General features: G+C 59.7%; 17 protein-coding genes and 1 tRNA gene. 10 read left to right on the forward strand and 8 right to left on the reverse strand.

What is annotated here, in order from left to right; genetic code table 11:
- Positions 1 to 185: 185 nt before the first annotated feature.
- Genes SA339_09170 through gatB form a run of 3 tightly spaced genes read left to right on the forward strand, consistent with a single transcriptional unit; the run spans position 186 to position 3,117 of the window.
- The gene (locus tag SA339_09170; GenBank protein MDW5563383.1) at positions 186 to 458 is read left to right on the forward strand and encodes an aspartyl/glutamyl-tRNA amidotransferase subunit C; all 273 of its coding nucleotides are present in this window, start codon (positions 186 to 188) and stop codon (positions 456 to 458) included.
- Positions 455 to 1,780, forward strand: coding sequence for an amidase family protein (locus SA339_09175; protein MDW5563384.1), 1,326 nt, complete (start codon positions 455 to 457; stop codon positions 1,778 to 1,780). Before SA339_09170 ends, SA339_09175 begins: the two co-directional genes overlap by 4 nt.
- Complete coding sequence (gene gatB, locus SA339_09180; protein MDW5563385.1) at positions 1,777 to 3,117, forward strand: Asp-tRNA(Asn)/Glu-tRNA(Gln) amidotransferase subunit GatB; 1,341 nt, start codon at positions 1,777 to 1,779, stop codon at positions 3,115 to 3,117. The genes SA339_09175 and gatB overlap by 4 nt, the downstream gene beginning before the upstream one ends.
- Here the strand turns inward: gatB and aspS are convergent.
- Together aspS and SA339_09190 are read right to left on the reverse strand one after the other, a co-directional pair.
- The gene (gene aspS, locus SA339_09185; protein ID MDW5563386.1) at positions 3,114 to 4,946 is read right to left on the reverse strand and encodes an aspartate--tRNA ligase; all 1,833 of its coding nucleotides are present in this window, start codon (positions 4,944 to 4,946) and stop codon (positions 3,114 to 3,116) included. The two genes, gatB and aspS, sit on opposite strands and share 4 nt — an antisense overlap.
- Before the next feature lie 124 nt (positions 4,947 to 5,070).
- On the reverse strand, positions 5,071 to 5,550 hold the full coding sequence (locus tag SA339_09190; GenBank protein ID MDW5563387.1) for an Lrp/AsnC family transcriptional regulator: 480 nt from the start codon (positions 5,548 to 5,550) through the stop codon (positions 5,071 to 5,073).
- Between the two features lie 131 nt (positions 5,551 to 5,681).
- On the opposite strand from SA339_09190, the gene SA339_09195 reads away from it, so the two are divergent.
- From SA339_09195 to SA339_09215, 5 genes are all read left to right on the forward strand, one after another.
- Entirely contained in the window at positions 5,682 to 6,869 is a 1,188-nt protein-coding gene (locus SA339_09195) for an alanine--tRNA ligase-related protein (GenBank protein MDW5563388.1), read from the forward strand.
- 101 nt (positions 6,870 to 6,970) lie between these two features.
- The gene (locus tag SA339_09200) at positions 6,971 to 8,314 is read left to right on the forward strand and encodes a glutamine synthetase family protein (GenBank protein ID MDW5563389.1); all 1,344 of its coding nucleotides are present in this window, start codon (positions 6,971 to 6,973) and stop codon (positions 8,312 to 8,314) included.
- Between the two features lie 74 nt (positions 8,315 to 8,388).
- Positions 8,389 to 9,678, forward strand: coding sequence for a substrate-binding domain-containing protein (locus tag SA339_09205; GenBank protein MDW5563390.1), 1,290 nt, complete (start codon positions 8,389 to 8,391; stop codon positions 9,676 to 9,678).
- A gap of 82 nt (positions 9,679 to 9,760) precedes the next feature.
- The gene (locus SA339_09210; GenBank protein ID MDW5563391.1) at positions 9,761 to 10,132 is read left to right on the forward strand and encodes a nascent polypeptide-associated complex protein; all 372 of its coding nucleotides are present in this window, start codon (positions 9,761 to 9,763) and stop codon (positions 10,130 to 10,132) included.
- A gap of 6 nt (positions 10,133 to 10,138) precedes the next feature.
- The gene (locus tag SA339_09215) at positions 10,139 to 10,372 is read left to right on the forward strand and encodes a HypC/HybG/HupF family hydrogenase formation chaperone (GenBank protein ID MDW5563392.1); all 234 of its coding nucleotides are present in this window, start codon (positions 10,139 to 10,141) and stop codon (positions 10,370 to 10,372) included.
- 29 nt (positions 10,373 to 10,401) lie between these two features.
- Here the strand turns inward: SA339_09215 and SA339_09220 are convergent, their stop codons facing one another.
- The 5 genes from SA339_09220 to SA339_09240 form a co-directional block, all read right to left on the reverse strand.
- Positions 10,402 to 11,049 carry a DUF1847 domain-containing protein gene (locus SA339_09220; GenBank protein MDW5563393.1) on the reverse strand — a complete coding sequence of 216 codons (648 nt, stop codon included), beginning with the start codon at positions 11,047 to 11,049 and terminating at the stop codon, positions 10,402 to 10,404.
- A gap of 110 nt (positions 11,050 to 11,159) precedes the next feature.
- Positions 11,160 to 12,101 (reverse strand): thiamine pyrophosphate-dependent enzyme, encoded by a 942-nt coding sequence (locus SA339_09225; GenBank protein ID MDW5563394.1) that lies wholly within the window; start codon positions 12,099 to 12,101, stop codon positions 11,160 to 11,162.
- Entirely contained in the window at positions 12,098 to 13,258 is a 1,161-nt protein-coding gene (gene porA, locus SA339_09230) for a pyruvate ferredoxin oxidoreductase (GenBank protein MDW5563395.1), read from the reverse strand. Before porA ends, SA339_09225 begins: the two co-directional genes overlap by 4 nt.
- Positions 13,255 to 13,518: a 4Fe-4S binding protein gene (locus SA339_09235; protein ID MDW5563396.1), complete on the reverse strand. Its 264-nt coding sequence runs from the start codon at positions 13,516 to 13,518 to the stop codon at positions 13,255 to 13,257. The genes porA and SA339_09235 overlap by 4 nt, the downstream gene beginning before the upstream one ends.
- Positions 13,518 to 14,069 (reverse strand): 2-oxoacid:acceptor oxidoreductase family protein, encoded by a 552-nt coding sequence (locus SA339_09240; GenBank protein MDW5563397.1) that lies wholly within the window; start codon positions 14,067 to 14,069, stop codon positions 13,518 to 13,520. The genes SA339_09235 and SA339_09240 overlap by 1 nt, the downstream gene beginning before the upstream one ends.
- A gap of 364 nt (positions 14,070 to 14,433) precedes the next feature.
- On the opposite strand from SA339_09240, the gene ppsA reads away from it, so the two are divergent.
- Positions 14,434 to 16,740: a phosphoenolpyruvate synthase gene (ppsA, locus tag SA339_09245; GenBank protein MDW5563398.1), complete on the forward strand. Its 2,307-nt coding sequence runs from the start codon at positions 14,434 to 14,436 to the stop codon at positions 16,738 to 16,740.
- Between the two features lie 19 nt (positions 16,741 to 16,759).
- On the opposite strand, the gene SA339_09250 is transcribed toward ppsA, so the two are convergent.
- Positions 16,760 to 17,575 carry a CBS domain-containing protein gene (locus tag SA339_09250; protein ID MDW5563399.1) on the reverse strand — a complete coding sequence of 272 codons (816 nt, stop codon included), beginning with the start codon at positions 17,573 to 17,575 and terminating at the stop codon, positions 16,760 to 16,762.
- 163 nt (positions 17,576 to 17,738) lie between these two features.
- Here SA339_09250 and SA339_09255 point away from each other — a divergent pair.
- A tRNA-Asp gene (locus tag SA339_09255) sits at positions 17,739 to 17,814 on the forward strand.
- Positions 17,815 to 17,817 lie beyond the last annotated feature (3 nt).

Raw genomic sequence — 17,817 nt, forward strand, 5'->3', positions numbered from 1 at the left:
CGATGTCTCCTGGACGAGGTCTAGGCGCACCTCTTTTGGCACGTGCCTGGGGAGGGGTGCGCCTACCGGCCTTCGATATGTTCCCGAACTCGGGTCCCCGCAAGGTGGCCTGGCCGTGCCCGCGGATAGTGTTAAATATCGATGCCCTAATGCTAAAGGGCATCCCAAGCCAGGAGAATTGAATGATGGACAGGGAGACAGTAAGCAAGGTTGCTAAGGTGGCCAGGTTAAAGCTCACCGATGCGGAGATAGAGCAGTACGCTGCCGACCTGGAGGATATCATCGAGGCCTTCGCGGTGCTCGACGAGGCACCAGTGGTGGAGGAGTACGACCTCGGGCCGATCAAGGTCGAGGACATCCTGCGCGAAGATGTGGTCTGCCGCGATTCCGACCCCGCCGAGCTGCGTGAGGTCATGGGCACCAAGGACGACTGGGTAAGGGGGCCGAGGCTATCGTGACCACCTTCCCCACCGCCGACCAGCTAAGGTCGATCGACGAGAGGCATCAAGTCTTCTGCGAGCGTCTCGAGGACCCCTTGGCACTGGATCAGGGAACATTTCACTTCTCGGCCAAGGACAACCTGTGCTCGCGCGGGTTCCAAGCCCGGGCGGGGAGCAGGATCCTGAAGGGATATCGGCCGCCCTTCGATGCCACGCCCATCCGGAAATTGAGGGAGAGCGGCGGGCTTCTGCTTGGCAAGACCAACATGGACGAGTTCGGGTTCGGCACCTTCAGCACCAACTCCGGATTTGGGGTGCCGCGCAACCCGTTCGATCCGGAAAGGAGCTGCGGAGGGTCCTCGGGCGGAGCGGCCGCCGCGGCCTCGCTCATCCCCCAGCACGTCGCACTGGGAGTCAGCACCGGAGGTTCAATCTCCTGCCCTGCCGCGTTCTGCGGCGTCATCGGCCTCACCCCGACCTACGGGAGGGTGTCGCGCTGGGGACTGATCGATTACGGTAACTCGCTGGACAAGGTCGGGCTGCTGACACGCACGGCCCGGGACCTGGAACGATACCTGCCGGTGATCTCTGGTCCCGACCCCAAAGACCCCACCTCTCTCACCCAGCCGGTACTCGATATGAGAGGCGAGGTGGAAACAGTAGCGGTGCCGGACGAGGCACTTGTCGGCCTGTCACCTGAGGTGGCGGCATCGTTCCGCGAGGCCCTCAAGGAGTTGGAGAGAAACGGCGTGAAGGTCAGGGAGGTCAAGATGCCCTCGCTGCGCTACGCCATCCCTGCCTACTATATCCTGGCGACCTCAGAGGCGTCCACGAACCTGGCGCGTTACTGCGGTATGCGGTTCGGGGCGATGAACCAGGAGTTCGATCAGGGATTCAACGACTTCTTTGCCCAGACGCGGTCGGAGGATTTCGGGCCGGAAGCAAAGAGAAGGATCCTTCTCGGAACCTTCTCGCGCATGGTGGGGTTCCGCAACCGCTACTACATGAAGGCGCTGCAGGTGAGGCAGCTGATCATCCGCGAGTACCGCAGGGTGTTCGACAGCTGCGACGCCGTCCTGACGCCGACCATGCCCTTTGTCGCCCCGCGGTTCGATGAGATCGCCCGCATGCGGCCGCTGGAGATGTACCAGGCCGACTTCCTTACCGTTCCCCCTAACCTCGCTGGAATGCCCCACCTGTCGCTGCCCTGCGGGTACTCCCATGGGATGCCCGTCGGCATGCAGGCGGTGACCCCACAGTGGACCGAGGGCTCGCTGGTGGGTCTCGCCCGCTTCTGGGAGGAAGAATTCCACTACCGCTTTCCCGAGGTGATGGTATGAAGATAGGTCTAGAGATCCACGTGCAGTTGCCCACCCGGTCCAAGCTGTTCTGCGGGTGTTCCACCGCCGGTGAGACCCCCAACAGCTCGGTGTGCCCGACATGCCTGGGACTGCCTGGTTCCCGGCCGTTCCTCAACCGCCAGGCCCTGGAGATGGGCGTGCTGATCGCTAAGTTCTTAAACTGCAAGATCGCCGACCGAGTGTGGTTCGCCCGCAAGACCTACTTTTACCCGGACCTTCCCAAGAACTTCCAGATCACCCAGTACGATTCGCCCCTGGGCACCGACGGCCACTTCACGGTCGGAGGGAGGAGCATTGGTATCTGGAGGGTCCATATCGAGGAGGACCCCGGCAGGATACGTAGGGTCGGCCGTTCCGGAGAAGAGGTCGCTCTGGTCGATTATGATCGCTCGGGCATTCCCCTGGTCGAGATCGTCACCGCACCGGACATGAGCTCTCCGGCCGAGGCAAGGGACTTTCTCACCGACCTCATCATCGAGCTCCGCCGCCTCATCGGCGTCACCGGGGAGGAGCAGACCATGCGGGTCGATGCTAATATCTCGGTGGGCGAGGAGAGGGTGGAGATCAAGAACATCACCGGCATGCGCAACGTGGAGAAGGGTTTGAAATCCGAGGTCAACCGGCAGACGAAGATGTTGGCCGCGGGGAAGCGCATCGTACGGGAGACCCGGCACTTCGACGAGGAGCGAGGAGTGACCATGCCCGGCCGGGAGAAGGAGTTCGAGGAGGACTACGGCTACATCGGAGAACCAGACCTCGGCACCTACCGCATAGGTCCCCTGGCCGCCTCCATGGCTATCCCCGAGACCCCTCTGGTCCGCGCCGCCCGGCTGTCGAAGGAGTGGAGAATGGGCGATCAGGCCGCCCGGCAGATCGTCCTCACCGACTGGGCCCTGGCAGACATGTTCGAAATCCTCGCCGCCAAGGTGGGGGGAGAGGCGGCGATGAGCTGGACCATGGGTCCCCTCAGCTCGAGCTGGAAAGACCTCAGGGGTCGCCTCCTCGATCTGAAGGGCGGCATCGTCGACATCGTTGTGTCCGTTGCCTCGGGCGAGATGACCGACAGCGAGGGGCGGATGCGCATATCGGCGCTGTCCAGCGGCAAGGAAGCAGAGGCTCCGGGCGAGAATGAAGGGGACCTCGATGCCATCATCGTCCAGCTAGTTGACGAGCACCCTGAAGTGGTCAAGGATTACCAGGGCAACGAGCGGGCGGCCAACTTCCTCATCGGCCAGGTGATGAAAGCGATGAGGGGGAAATATTCCTCCAAGGTGGTCGCAGAAAGGATGAAAAAGGAATTAGAGAAAAGGGTTTAGTTCTTTTCGTCCTCTTCGTCACCTACCAGGCAGAGGAGCTGGAGTTCGGAGAGCTTGCCCTCCTCCACCTTCGCCGGCGAGCCGTCCATCGGGCACTGGAACTTCTTGTTCTTGGGGAAGGCGATGACCTCGCGGATGGTATCGCAGCCCAGCAGGATGGAGACCAAGCGGTCGACGCCCAGGGCGATACCGCCATGGGGCGGGGCACCGTAACCCAGGGCTTCGAGGAAGAACCCGAAGTCGTTATCGATCTTCTCGTCGGACATGCCCAGGAGCTTGAACACCTTGCGTTGGACTTCGGGATCATGGCACCTCACCGAGCCGGAGCCGATCTCCGAGCCATCGAGGACCAGATCGTAGCTCAACCCCTGGATGGAAGTAAGGTCCTTGCATTCCCCTAGATTCATGTTCTCCGGCCGGACGAAGGCATGATGGAACGCCTCCAGCTGACCGGATACACTGTCCTTCTGGAACAGCGGGCAGCCGACCAGCCATACGAACTGATGCCCCTTGCCCTCGGTTAGGCGGAGGTCCTTGGCGAGCTTACGCCTGAGCTCTCCGCCGGCCTTGAGCGCGGCGATCTCCGAGCCCGCCAGGAACAGCAACAGGTCGCCCTCCTGGGCGTTCATCTGCTGTTCCAGCGCGGTGGTGACCTCCTTGGGGAAGTACTTGACGATGTTGCTCTGCAGTCCCTCGGAGGTCATGCGCATCCAGGTCAGACCGCCCATGCCCTGGGACTTAGCCCACTCGATGAGCCTATCCACTTCGTTGCGGCCGACCGCGGACTCGTCGCCAGCAGTCGACCTCATAAGATCGGCCTTGACGTTCATGCACTCGACCCGCCCGCCCTTGGAGAGTATCCGCTTAAAGATCTCGTAGTTCGCTCCTTTGACGATCTCAGTGACATCGCGGAGCTTGAGATCATAACGGATGTCCGGGGCATCGGTGCCGTAGCTGTGCATCGCCTCGTAGAAGGTGACCCGGGGGAACGGCGTTTTCAGCTCGGTTCCGTAGATTGCGCGCCACATGGAGGACAGAACCTCCTCGATGAGCGCCTGCACGTCGCGGTCGTCCACGAAAGACATCTCCACGTCCAGCTGAGTGAACTCCGGCTGGCGGTCGGACCGCGAGTCCTCGTCCCGGAAGCATCGGGCCACTTGGTAGTACTTGTCCATGCCTCCCACCATCAGCATCTGCTTGTACAACTGGGGGGACTGAGGAAGCGCATAGAAGGTGCCGAGCGAGATCCTCGACGGCACGATGAAGTCCCTGGCTCCCTCCGGCGTCTGGCGGCACAGGATGGGTGTCTCGACCTCGACGAAGCCGAGATCGTCAAGCGCCCGCCTTGCCGCGGCCACAAGGCGATGTCGGAACCGCAGGTTGTTGGCCATCTGGGTCCGCCTGAGGTCAAGGAACCGGTACTTGAGACGGAGGTCCTCCGACGGCAACAGGGACCCTTTCTGATCGGCCACCTCAAAGGGCAGGGGTCGGGAAGAGTTCAGCAGCCTAGCGTCCTCGATGAGCACCTCTAGCTGCCCGGTGGGGTTCCGAGAATCCTCGGTCCCGGGCACACGATTCCTGACCACTCCGGTGACCGAGATTACAGACTCTCGGCCGAAGGACTTGAGCATCCTCTCTAGGCTCTCGCGGCCGTCCCCTCTCGACATGGCCTCAGGGTCGTACACCACTTGGGTGGTGCCGTACGCGTCCGCCAGGTCAAAGAAGAGCACCCCGCCATGGTCTCGGGAGAACCTGATCCAGCCGGCCAGCTGTACATGCTTGTCCAGATGATCGGCGCGCAGTTCTCCGCAGGTGTGTGTCCTCATCATTTCCAGACCTCTTTAGAAGTCGCGGTCGTCCAAATATGTGGCCCCAAGATAAACCATTCGGTGCGGGGCCTTCAATTATCGATAGTGTGAAAGAAATATGGGTTGGGTTGGGCCCGAGACCCGATCATAGGATCTCATCCTGATGGTCCCCGGCGATATTCAGATCGGGGATGAACTGGTAGGGATCCTTGATCATGTTCAGCACCACGTAGGTGTTGGTCTTCTTGATGCCGTGGATGGTAAGCATGCGCTTGATCAGGTCAGAGAACTGGTCGCGGTTTTTGCAGGCCACCCAGGCGACCGAATCGCATTCCCCGGTGACGTCGAAGATGGCGAGCACGTTATCCATCGCCTTGATCTTGGCCTGCACGTCGAGGATATCTCCCTCGGTGTAGATATGCACCAGGGCCATGAACTCATATCCTAGCTTCAGGTAGTCGACGTTGGCTCGGTATCCCTTTACGATGCCCTGCTCCTCGAGATTCTTCACTCTTTGGATCAGAGTGGTGGGGTGGACCCCCAACCTCTTGGCGATCTGACGGTAGGAGCCCTGGCTGGATATGCAGAGTTCCTCGATGATGCGCTTGTCAAGCTCGTCTAGCATTTTAACTACCCTACTGGATGGTTGTCTAATGAGGATGGGGGTATAAGTAACTATTAGAGAGGGAGCGGTCCCGCCGGATTGTTATAGCCGGCCCGTAATCGTTAATAGCGGCCAATGATTAGCCACCGATGATGACCGTTTGCCTTTACCAGACCGATCCCAACTGCCGCCATTTCGAGTCTCGGGTCACGGAGGTGCGGGGTGACTGGATAGTCCTCGAGAGCACCGCTTTCTACCCCGGCGGAGGTGGACAGGACCCTGACCGGGGGACGCTCTCGGGAGCGGCTGTGGAGGAGGTCAAGAAGGACAACGGCAATGTGCTGCACAAGGTCCCCGGCCATCATTTCACGGTCGGAGACGTGGTGCAGGGGAAGATAGATTGGACGAGGCGATACGACCTCATGCAAGGGCATACCGGCGAACACCTGCTGTTCTCCAGTCTCTCCCGGGTCAGCCCGGAGCTCAAGGTGGTCAAGATCGCCATCACACCGGAGAAGAAGAGCGTCATCGTCTCCGGGGAGCTGGACTGGGAGAGGGTCAAAGAGGCCGAGCGGCTGGCCATGGAGGCCATCGCCCGCGAGCTGGCCATCACCGAACGGATCGTGGGACGGGACGACCCCTACCTGGAGGAGACGCGGGTCAAGCTGGACCGCATCCACGGAGACAGCGTGAGGATCATCGAGATCGGGGACGTGGACCGGGCGGCCTGCTCCGGCGTGCACGTGGAGAACACCCGGGAGCTGGAAATGCTGCTGGTCACCGGGGTGACCTCGGCCCGCCCGGTGGGGGACCTGGAGGTCGAGTTCCAGGTCGGGAACCGGGCGAAGATGAGCGCGGCCGAGCTGGCCATCACGGCCCTACGCGCGGCCGAGGCCCTGGGGTCCACGCCTAACGATCTCTTGGGGGCGCTTGGTAACCTGATCAGGGATCGGGAGAGAGCGACCGCTGCGCTCCGCAAGTACGGAGCTAAAGCGCTGGAGGAGCTCGTTCCCTCGGACATCAACGGCGTCAAGCTGTACTCGGGCATCTTCGAGAATATGGATAAGAAGACCATCACGGACGCCGCCACTCGGTTCATAAGGGACCGCGCGGCTTGCGTGCTGGGCACGGTAGGCGAGCGCTTCATGCTCATCGTGGCCTGCGATCCGTCGATCAAGGTCAACTGTGTTGAGGTGCTCAACAAGGCCCTGGAGAAGGTTGGGGGGCGGGGAGGCGGTAAGTCCAACTTCGCCACCGGGGGCGCTCCAGAGTCCAAGGGGGCGGAGGAGGCCATTGTGGTAGCCATCGCATTGGTCACCGATGCACTCATGAATGAGTAGACCTGACGCCGACGTCCAGTTGATTGAGCTGCCCGCCCTGACATTCGCAAGGCGTTGTTCAATCAGAAAGACTCTTTACCAAGCTTATCATACTATCATTTATGCCAGCCGCTAATGGGTTCTCGAGAGAGGACATCATAAAGACAGTCAAGGAACAACACGTCAAGTTCATCGAGATGCAGTTCTCGGACATCTTGGGCGCGGTAAAGACCGTCGCCCTTCCCACGTCCAACATCGAGAAGGCGCTGGATGAGGGCGTGTACATCGATGGGTCGTCGATCCTGGGCTATGCGACCATCGAGGAGTCGGATATGAGGGCCCAACCCATCCTTTCATCGTTCCAGGTATATCCTTGGACCGCCAATGGGAGCATCAAGACCGCCCGGCTCTTCTGCCAGATCTTCGACCACTCCGGCAACCGGTTCAAGGGAGATCCGAGGTGGGTGCTGGAAAAGATGGTGGCCAAGGCCAAGGAGAAGGGCTGGACCGTAAACCTGGGCCCGGAGTTTGAGTTCTTCCTCTTCAACCTGGATGCCTGCGGCAACCCGGTGGCCGCGCCCTCCGATTCGGCCGGCTACTTCGACCTCATGGCCCTGGACAAGGGGGAGGAGGTCCGCAAGAGCATCATGCTCAACCTCGATGAAATGGGGTTCGACTGCGAAGCCTCTCATCACGAGGTCGCCCCTGGCCAGCATGAAGTGGATATGCGCTACAATGATGCCCTGACCGTTGCCGACCGCATCATGACCTTCAAACTGGCGGTGAAGACCATCGCCCTGCAGCATGGACTGTGGGCCAGCTTCATGCCCAAGCCCATGTACAGAATGTCAGGGTCGGGGATGCACGTCCATCAGAGCCTAGCGGGATCCAAGGGGAACGCTTTTGACGACCCGTCCGGCAAGTTCGGGCTGAGCGAGAACGCCATGAAGTACCTCGGGGGGCTCCTCGCCCACTCCAAGGAGACCTGCGCCATCCTCAACTCCCATGTGAACTCCTTCAAGCGCCTGGTGCCTGGCTACGAGGCGCCATGCTATATTTCGTGGGCCAACATGAACCGCTCCGCGCTGATCCGTGTGCCCGCCGGAAGGGGCGTAAAGACGAGGATCGAACTGCGTAATCCCGATCCCGCAGGGAACCCCTACCTGCAGTTCGCAATGATGATCGCCTCTGGCCTCGACGGAATCGAGAAGGGCCTGTATCCGCCCGAGCCAGTGGAGAAGGACATCTTCCACATGAACAAGGAGGAACGCCACCGGAACAAGATCGACTCCTTACCCGAGAACCTCGGCCAGGCGCTGGACGTGATGGCGGAGAGCGAACTGGTGCGGAAGACCCTGGGCGATCACGTGTTCAACCACTACCTCAAGATCAAGGGGGACGAGTGGGACGAGTACCGCACCTTCGTGACCGATTGGGAGGTCCAAAGGTACCTGAAGTTCCTTTAAGTAAACCTTTTACGGCCTTCGGGCCGTCCTTTTCATATATTATGGGCACAAATAGTCCTCATCCAGGTATGGACATGTTCGCCTGGAAAAGATCGGCGATCGCCCTGGTGACGACGGGCGCCATCCTTCTGATGTTCACGACCGCGGCATCCGCTATTTCTGGAGGCCCGATGGCCGTCAGCGGGCATGAGGAGGACGGAAAGGTGGTCCTGAGCTGGCTTCCTCCCGAGACCTCGCCTGCCACCATCAATCAGACCGGTTGTGACTCCATGAACATGTCCATGAGCTACATCTACTCCAACTTTACTGCCCTCTACCCCAACATCACGGTGATGCTCCGCGGTGGTGGGAACGACCTGGGCTTCGCGCGATGGATCGCCGGAGAGTCTGATATCGACCAGGCGTCCAGGGCCATAAGCGTTTCGGAGACGGAGATGGCCATGGCCGAGGGCATGAACGTGACGGATACCAAGGTCGCTGTGGAAAGCGTGGCGGTCATCGCTGACCCCAGCTCCGGGGTCACCGAGCTATCCTTCGACCAGCTCAGGGGGCTGTTCAACGGATCGATCGCCAACTGGAAGGACGTGGGTGGGGCAGACCTGGCGGTAAAGGTGTTAGTGCCGCCGGCCACCGGCAGCCCCAACCTATTTTTCAACAAGTCAGTCATGGGCGCCTCAACGTTCGCATCCTCTGCGATCGCCATCGATGATGGTAAGGAGCTGGCCAGCGCAGTGGCCAACACCACTGGGGCGGTAGGCTTCGTCCGAGCTGGTTTCGCCGATCAGACCGAAGCTCGGTGCCTTGCGATCAAGAGCACGGCGGACGGGAAAGCCGTCCTAGGGAACGATACCGCCGCTGCGTACAATGGTACCTATGCCCTGTCCCGGTACTACCGCCTGTACACGAACGGCACCATCCAGGGCGCGCAGGCAGTATGGGCGGCATTCATCCTTGACCCCGGATACGGGCAGAGGGTCCTGGCCGACAATGGTTTCCTCCCCCTCCAGGATGGGGACAGGGAGAACAGCACTAGGAACGTCGACCTGACCTCCACCGAGGTCGGGTACCGCATCGTTCGGCAGTCGTCCGACGGATCGTCAGTGACCATCGATGTTAACAGCACCATGTACGTCGATTCCAACGTCACCGCGGGGAGCACCTATACCTACGCCGTGAGCGCGATCAACGATGCGGGGCAGGAATCCAGTGCCTCACCCATTTCTGTGACCGTGAACCAAACGGGAGGCTCGCAGGGAACGCCCCTAGCTGCTTCCATCTCCAGTCTGGGTGTCCTCATGTTGACGGTGACGGCGGTCGTGGCGGTCATGGTGGCGGTAGTGCTGGTCCGCCTGAGGCGCGAGTGAGGTTGAAACCCCTTCCGTCCCCCGCTCCTCTCGGCCGAAAAGGTTTAACTAGACCAAGGCAATCACAAGGGTCGTTGCCATGATGCCAGGTATGAGGGGTGTGAACCCTCGGCAGATGAAGCAGGCCATGAAGCGCATGGGTATCACCACCGAGGATATCAACGGCGTGGAAGAGGTCATCATCCGGACCAAGGACAAAGAATATGTCATCAAGGACGCCGCTGTGACCGTCATGGAGGTTCAGGGCCAGAAGACGTTCCAGGTCATCGGAGAGGCTTCCGTTTCGCCCAGGTCGGCCGCTCCCGCGGCGAAGAGCGGGGAGGTCCAGCTGCCCGAGGAGGATATCGAGCTGGTGATGGCGCAGACCGGAGCCGGGCGGGAGCAGGCGGTCAAGGCCCTCAAGGAGAGCGGCGGACAGCCAGCCGAGGCCATCTTGAAGATCATGTCAGCGTGAGGAACTATGTGCTTAGCTGTACCAGGTCAAGTCGTCTCCGTCGACAGCAATCAGGCTGACGTCGATTTCGGAGGCGTGGTTAGGAAAGTCAATGTGTCCCTGGTCGACGCCAGGGTGGGCGAGTGGGTCGTCGTGCACGCTGGCTTCGCCATCGAGAAGATGGATGAGGAGGAGGCACGGGAGACCCTCAAGCTCTGGTCGGAGATGCTGGACCTGGAAGAGGAGATCTCTGGGCAGTAATGAAATAAAAAAGGAAGGGGCGGACCCCTTCAATATTTCTTCAATATCTCCGAGAAGAATCCAGAGTACAGCGGCGCTATCGTATTGTTACCGGTCATGCGGTCCTTGACCGACAGCGTGGTCACGTAGGCTTTGGAATTCTTCGTGAACAGCATATCATGGCCGACGCAGAGTCCCAGCACGATGTTCAGCTGTGTACCTGCCTGGTTCAGCAGCTCGGCCTGGTAGACAGGATTGCACACCGACTCCATCTCACTCTTAATGCAGTTCTCCTTGGGAATGTCGAACTCCACCTTCTTCATGGAAAAGTTACGGCAGATGACCGAGCATACCTCGAACCCTCGGGCCTCCAGCACCTTGGTCAGCTTGATCCCCTCGTCCCTGGCGGCCAGGCAGAATGCCACTCCGATCTTTTTCCATCCCATCTGGTCGGCGAAAGCCATGATCTCGGATATGCGCGGCCTGATGGGAGTGAGTACTCCATTCACCGGCTGCAAGGTCCCCCGCTCGACCTTGGCCGCGGTCTGCATGATCTTCTGGGTCTCCGGTTCATGGTAGCGCTCGATAATCTCCTCTCGAGTCACCTCGGAGACGTTGGTCGGGCAATCCTTGAATTTGCCGGGCTCGCCGGCCTTGCATCCGGCATCCCCGCACCTATCGCATCTTGGAAAATCCATCAGTTCACCGTTATCGAATCTTTAGGGGAGTTAATATAGTCTGCCCCAAAATGTGCCACAAGCCTATTTTATTGAAAAAGCTTAAAAAGGAAGAATGAAGGGGTTTAGGCTCAGTGCTTGGATAGCCGGATGAGCTCGTCCCACTTGCGGTCCACGTTGGCCTGGATCTCCTCGACCAGCGCGGAGTGCTTGGGATCCATAAGGTGCTTGAAGCGGCCCTGGGACTTCAGCCAGTCCATGATCGGGCGCTTCTCCGCCTTGCCCTCGGCGATGCGCTTGCTCTCAGCGGTGATCCTCCACTTGCCGTTGTCGTACTCGTAGAGAGGCCACAGGCAGGTCTCCACCGCTAGTTTGGACATATCGATGGTCAGCGCCGAGTCGTACCTCCACCCGCGGGGGCAGGGTGAGATGACGTTGAGAAAGGCGGGGCCGCCTGCCTCAAAGCCCTTGGCGGCCTTCTCGATCAGGTCCTTCCAGTTGTGCGGGGACGCCTGAGCGGCGTACGGCAGTTCATGGGCGGCGACAATCTTGGTGATGTCCTTGGGGAACTCCCGCTTCCCGGGAATGCAGGTGCCCGATGGGCAGGTCGTGGTAGACGCTCCCTTCTCGGTCGCCCCGCTCCTTTGGATGCCGGTGTTCATGTACGCCTCATTGTTCATGCACACAAAGAGGAACTGGTGACCGCGCTCGATGGCCCCGGACAGCGCCTGGAAACCGATATCGTAGGTCGCACCGTCGCCGGCGAAGCAGACGAAACGCATGTCATCCTTAATCTTTCCCTTACGCTTGAGCACGCGGTACGCCGATTCGACCCCGGAGATCGTGGCGGCGGTATTCTCGAACGCACTGTGGATCCATGGGACGTTCCATGAGGAATACGGGTAGCCAGAGGTGGAGACCTCGAAGCACCCAGTGGCGTTAGACACGACCACCGGCTTATCCGTCGCCAGGAGCACCTGCTTAGCGACAACAGGCTCCGAGCAACCGGCACACAGGCGGTGACCCTCGGTGAGCCTGACCGGCTTGGCCGTCATCTCCTTGATGGATATCATTGCTTCACCCCCAGATAATTGATGTTCTTGGCCGTCCCGGCCTCCATCTCCCTGAACACGACCTTCAGGTCCTCGACCCCCACGTCCCTGCCTCCGAGACCATAAACATAGTTCACAGTCCGAGGGTGAATGCGGTTGTCGAACTCGGCCGAGCGCACGTCGGAGAACAGCGGCCCGACAGCTCCGAAGCTTATGACCCGGTCCATGACCGCCACGGCCTTCTTACCCTCAAGGGCCTTTGCGATCTCCTGGTAGGGGAACGGACGGAACAGCCGCACCTTGATGCAGCCGACCTTGTGACCCTCCTTGCGGAGGTCATCGACCACGGCCTTCAGCGTGCCGGCGGTGGAACCCATGGCCACCGCCACGTATTCGGCGTCGTCGACCATGTACTTCTCGATAAGATCGTACTTCCGTCCGGTCAGCTTCTCGAACTCGGCGGCGACCTCCTTGAACACCGGGATGACGTTGTTCATGGCCATGGCTTGCTGGTACTTGTGCTCGTAGTAGTAGTCAGGCATGTCGAATGGCCCGTAGGAATGGGGGTTCTTCCAGTCCAGTAGGGGCAGAAGCGGCTTGTACTCCCCGACGAACTTCTTGACCTGGTCGTCCTCCACGGGGGTGAAGGACTCGATAGCATGGGTCACAATGAACCCGTCCAGACAGTTCATCACCGGCAGGTGGACGTCGGGATGCTCGGCGATGCGGAAGGACATCAGAGAGTTATCGTAGGCCTCCTGCACGTTCTCGGCGAAGATCTGCACCCAGCCGCTGTCCCTCGAGCCCATGGCATCGGAGTGGTCACAGTGGATGTTGATCGGCCCGGAGAGCGCCCGGTTGGCCACGGTCATGACGATCGGCAAGCGCATGGAAGCGGCGATGTAAAGCATCTCCCACATGAACGCCAGGCCGGCCGAGGCGGTCGCGGTGACCGATCTGGCACCAGCGGCGGCGGCACCGATGCAGATGCTCATGGAGCTGTGCTCCGATTCGCTGCACACGTACTCGGTGTCGACCTCGCCGTCGGCGACGTAGTCCGAGAACGCTTCCACAATGATGGTCTGCGGCGTAATGGGGTACGACGCGCACACATCCGGGTTTATCTGCTTCCAGGACAGAGCCACTGCCTGGTCCCCGTTCGCTGCGATCCTCTTCACTGCTCTCCCTCCTCGACCATAACGATAGCGTTCTTGGGGCATTGGTTGGCGCAGATGCCACAGCCCTTACAATGAGATAGCTTGATTCCCTTCATCTCTCCGCCCTCGACCAGGATGGAGTTGTCCGGGCAGTACATCCAACAGAACATGCAGTTGATGCACTTCTCCTTATCCACGACCGGCCGCTTGGACCTCCAGGAGCCGGTCTTGTATTCCTTGGCAGTGCCAGGTTCCATGATGACGGTAATCTTAGCGGACATCAGTCCACCTCCTCGTAGGCACGCTCGACGCTGAGGATGTTCTTCTCCACGACCTTCTCCGGGAGCTTTCCGCCCAGCTTGTTGCGCAGCTCCTTCTTGATGCTGTCCAGCTCCAGGACGCCTGAGACCTTGACCAGCGCGCCCAGCATGGCGGTGTTGGCCAATGGCTTCCCTATAGTCTCCAGGGCGATCTTGGTCGCGTTCACGGCATGAACGTCCAGATCGGTCGCCAAAGCCCGTCTCAGGCTCTCTTTGCCCTCGGCGTAGTTGGCCACCAGTGCGCCTTCCTTCTTCATCCCCTCGAGCACGTTGATGTTGCCGATGAGGGTAGGGTCCAGCACGACAACGTAGTCGGGGAAGTAGACCTGGCTGTGCACCTTGATGGGCTCCTCGGAAATGCGGGCGAATGCCCGGATGGGAGCTCCCATCCTTTCCGGCCCGAACTCGGGGAAGGCCTTCATGTACTTGCCCTCTTCGAGCGCGGCACCGGCCAGGATCTCGTTCGCGGTGACAACTCCTTGTCCACCCCTGCCGTGCCATCTTATCTCCATGGTCCTCAACTTAGTCCCTCGCTGGGCTCCGTGTAATCTTGAAAATATATAACCTTATCTTAAAAACGGCTATTTATTGCCCAAATTTCTTCGATTAAGCATATAGAGGAGAGAGTTATTCGGAAACGATTGAAGGATATCGCAGCTGACTGCATACCCAGTATATGCTTACCATCCGGAGATCGCTAACGTCCAGTTCCTCGGCCTTCCCGCGGACCCAGGCGGTCCGCGGCCTGGAAGGGGCGATACGGCCAGTATATTTTAAAAAATTTCGATAGATGTCCTGCAAAAGATTAGGTTTAAGACCATTGACTTTATGTTGGCGATGCTCCATGCAATCACAGGAGTCGACCGGGGATCGTACATGAGACGGATCATGAGCATCAAAGACCTTGGAGTAAATGACATTCCGATCGCAGGCGGCAAAGCCGCAAATCTGGGAGAGCTTACCTCCGCGGGGTTCAAGGTCCCGCCGGGATTCGTTCTGACGACGGAGTCGTATGATTACTATCTCACTCACAACGACCTGACCACGGTCATCGAGAAGGCCCTGGCTGGCCTGGATGTATCATCGGATGCCTCCTTGCAGGAGGCTTCCGGCAAGATCCGCAAGGCGTTCGAGGAGGGCGATATGCCCAAGGACCTCGAGACCGCCATACTGGAGGAGTACAAGAAGCTGGGCAAGGGCAAGAACCCCCTTGTAGCAGTCCGCTCCAGTGCCACCGCCGAGGACCTTCCCACCGCGTCCTTCGCCGGACAGCAGGATACCTACCTCAACGTGTCTGAGCCAGCATCCCTCCTTCTGAGCGTCAAGAAGTGCTGGGCCTCCCTGTTCACCCCCCGGGCCATCGCCTATCGGGTGTCTAAGCACTTCGAGCACGACAAGGTTAAGCTTGCCGTCGTGGTCCAGCGCATGGTCAACTCTGACATCTCCGGGATCATGTTCACCATTGACCCGAACTCCGAGCTGCCCCACATCATTATCGAGGCCGGTTACGGTCTGGGAGAGGCGTTGGTGGGCGGCAAGGTCACTCCCGATACCTATGTCGTCGACAAGTTCCACAGCAAAATCCTCAACCGCCGCATCTCCAACCAGACCTGGAAGCTGGTCCGGGGGGAGAGCGGGGAGTGCATGCGCAAGGACGTGCCCGTGGAGCTCGCGAAGCGGCAGAAACTCACCGACGAGCAGATCCTGAAGCTTGCCGACACTGGCAACCAGATCGAAATGCACTACGGCAGGCCGATGGACATCGAGTGGGCCATGGAGGGCGACGATATGTTCATCGTCCAGGCCCGGCCAGTCACCACCCTGACCAACGGCAACGGGAACAAGGAGCCCAAGAAGGAGGAGAAACTAGAGTCCGCCCGTAACATCCTGATCAAGGGCCTGGGAGCCAGTCCCGGCAAGGCCTGCGGACCGGTGCGGATCTACACCGACGACATGAGCCTGGACGCTGTCAAGCAGGGCGATGTCCTGGTCACCCAGATGACCACTCCTGACATGGTACCGGCGATGACCCGGGCGATCGCCATCGTCACCGACGAGGGTGGAATGACCTGCCATGCTGCGATTGTGGCTCGCGAACTCGGGATACCCTGCATTGTCGGTGCTATCGAGGCCACCAAGGTACTGAAGAATGGTATGGGCGTCACCGTCCACGGGCAGATGGGCGTAGTGTACGAGGGTCTGGAGAAGGAAGAAAAACCTGCCACCGTAGTAGCGGCCGCTGCGGCGACCGCTGTGGCCACGCCGATCACCGCTACCAAGATCATGGTCAATGTCGGCGTACCGCAGAAGGCCGAGGAGTATGCCCAGCTGCCAGTGCAGGGCGTCGGCCTGATGCGCATCGAGTTCCTCTTCACCTCATATATTCAGGAGCATCCATGCGCGCTGATCGAGCAGGGCAGGGAAGACGAGCTTGTAGAGAAGCTGTCCCAAGGCATCGCCATGGTGGCCAAGGCCTTCTACCCCCGCCCCATCATCCTTAGGACTAGCGACTTCAAGACCAACGAGTATCACGACATGAAGGGCGGCTCAAAATACGAACCGAAGGAGCAGAACCCCATGATCGGCTGGCGCGGCTGCTCACGGTATGTATCAGACAGCTACCGGGCGGCGTTTCTCGCGGAACTCAAGGCAGTCAAGAAGGCGCGCGACGAGATGGGCCTGAAGAACGTCTGGGTCATGCTACCGTTCGTTCGCACGGTGGATGAGGTCAAGCAGATCGAGAAGATGATGAACGGGGTGGGTCTGTACCGGGGCAACGACTTCAAGCTCTATCTCATGGCCGAGGTACCGGTGATCGTCTTCATGGCCGAGGAATTCGCCTCCGTGTGCGACGGTTTCTCCATCGGATCGAACGACCTTACCCAGCTGACCATGGGCGCGGATCGCGACTCGGACATCCTGGGCCGGATGGGCTACTTCGACGAAAGGTATCCGGCGATCAAGCGGGCCATCGCCCACCTGATCAAGCATGCCCATGCCAAGGGCATACCGGTCGGCATATGCGGGCAGGCGCCCTCGGTATATCCGGAGTTCTGTGAGTTCCTGGTGCGCTCGGGAATCGACTCAATCTCGTTGAACGCGGATACCGTGGTGAAGACCATCAACTATGTCGCCGCGGCCGAGCAAAGGATGATCCTGGAGTTGATAAGGAAGCAGCTCTAAACAATACGGGCCGGCGGGCTCACTTTTTCTCGCTCGCCGGCTCCTCGTCCTTCAACAATCTGGAATACACTTGAACCAGGGGGTGGTGCGAGCTCTGGATGATCTTAACGTCATCAAGAGTGTGTACACCCATCTCATCGGCCGACTTCTCCATCCCCAGTTCGATCTCGCGGTCGGGTTCCAGGACGAAGGCCTGGAACTGCCGTACCCCCATGTCCCTGGCCGCCAGAACACGGTGGTGGCCGTCCACCAGTACGTAGTGGTTGTTCTTCTGGATAACAATAAGAGGCTCGACCAGGCCCCGCTTGATCTCGTACTGCCTTCCCCTCAGCTCGTCAGCAAAAACCTCATGCTGGGTCGGCCTGATCATCTCGATGGGGATCACCCTCCGCTTAATGGCAATGCTGACCCCGTGCTTCTTCTCTAAGAAAGTCTTCAGCATGTTGATCTTGTTGGGGGTGGCCTTCTCGATGTGCGAGCGGATGATGTCGATATTTGACAGCATACCGACAGCAAGGCCGTTATCGTCGACCACCGGGACGTTCCTCAGCCCGTAACGGAAGAGGACCCTGGAGGCGTCATCGATGTCCATGTCCGGAGAGACGGTGATGGTGCCTACCTTGATGATATCCCGGACCTTGTCCTTGGGTCGGTCGATGGCCCTCAGCAGCTCCTTGGCGGTAACGAACCCGATGATATGTCCGTTCTCGGCCACCGGGAGACCGTGGAACTCGGTCTCGATCAATTTGCTCCGGGCCTGCTCCACCGTGTAGTCAGGAGGTATGGACACGACCTCCCGGACCATGTAATTGCTGACCTTCAGCTTCCCGTCCATGGGCTCCCTGCCACCCACATAACCAAGGGAGACACATAAAGTTGATGCACATTTCGTGTACCCAGGGCCGGGAAGTGCGTGACGGCATCATCAAAAAAGGTACCAGCAATCAGGGCGTCTCGCAAACGCATATATAGGACTAACATATTTGGGTCAAAAGCAAGCCCTGGTAGTGTAGCGGCCTATCATGAAGCCCTGTCGAGGCTTCGACTCGGGTTCAAATCCCGACCAGGGCGCCAATC

It is taken from the genome of Methanomassiliicoccus sp. (genome assembly GCA_033485155.1).
Lineage (GTDB): Archaea > Thermoplasmatota > Thermoplasmata > Methanomassiliicoccales > Methanomassiliicoccaceae > UBA6.

Excerpts from the sequence above, each read along its gene's own strand:
- SA339_09220 (MDW5563393.1), bottom strand. The coding sequence starts at position 11,049 with ATGGATTTTCCAAGATGCGATAGGTGCGGGGATGCCGGATGCAAGGCC.
- ppsA (MDW5563398.1), top strand. The coding sequence starts at position 14,434 with ATGAGACGGATCATGAGCATCAAAGACCTTGGAGTAAATGACATTCCG.
- aspS (MDW5563386.1), bottom strand. The coding sequence starts at position 4,946 with ATGATGAGGACACACACCTGCGGAGAACTGCGCGCCGATCATCTGGAC.
- SA339_09250 (MDW5563399.1), bottom strand. The coding sequence starts at position 17,575 with ATGGACGGGAAGCTGAAGGTCAGCAATTACATGGTCCGGGAGGTCGTG.
- SA339_09200 (MDW5563389.1), top strand. The coding sequence starts at position 6,971 with ATGCCAGCCGCTAATGGGTTCTCGAGAGAGGACATCATAAAGACAGTC.
- SA339_09195 (MDW5563388.1), top strand. The coding sequence starts at position 5,682 with ATGACCGTTTGCCTTTACCAGACCGATCCCAACTGCCGCCATTTCGAG.
- SA339_09170 (MDW5563383.1), top strand. The coding sequence starts at position 186 with ATGGACAGGGAGACAGTAAGCAAGGTTGCTAAGGTGGCCAGGTTAAAG.
- gatB (MDW5563385.1), top strand. The coding sequence starts at position 1,777 with ATGAAGATAGGTCTAGAGATCCACGTGCAGTTGCCCACCCGGTCCAAG.
- SA339_09215 (MDW5563392.1), top strand. The coding sequence starts at position 10,139 with ATGTGCTTAGCTGTACCAGGTCAAGTCGTCTCCGTCGACAGCAATCAG.
- SA339_09190 (MDW5563387.1), bottom strand. The coding sequence starts at position 5,550 with ATGCTAGACGAGCTTGACAAGCGCATCATCGAGGAACTCTGCATATCC.
- SA339_09210 (MDW5563391.1), top strand. The coding sequence starts at position 9,761 with ATGCCAGGTATGAGGGGTGTGAACCCTCGGCAGATGAAGCAGGCCATG.
- SA339_09225 (MDW5563394.1), bottom strand. The coding sequence starts at position 12,101 with ATGATATCCATCAAGGAGATGACGGCCAAGCCGGTCAGGCTCACCGAG.
- SA339_09235 (MDW5563396.1), bottom strand. The coding sequence starts at position 13,518 with ATGTCCGCTAAGATTACCGTCATCATGGAACCTGGCACTGCCAAGGAA.
- SA339_09240 (MDW5563397.1), bottom strand. The coding sequence starts at position 14,069 with ATGGAGATAAGATGGCACGGCAGGGGTGGACAAGGAGTTGTCACCGCG.
- SA339_09205 (MDW5563390.1), top strand. The coding sequence starts at position 8,389 with ATGTTCGCCTGGAAAAGATCGGCGATCGCCCTGGTGACGACGGGCGCC.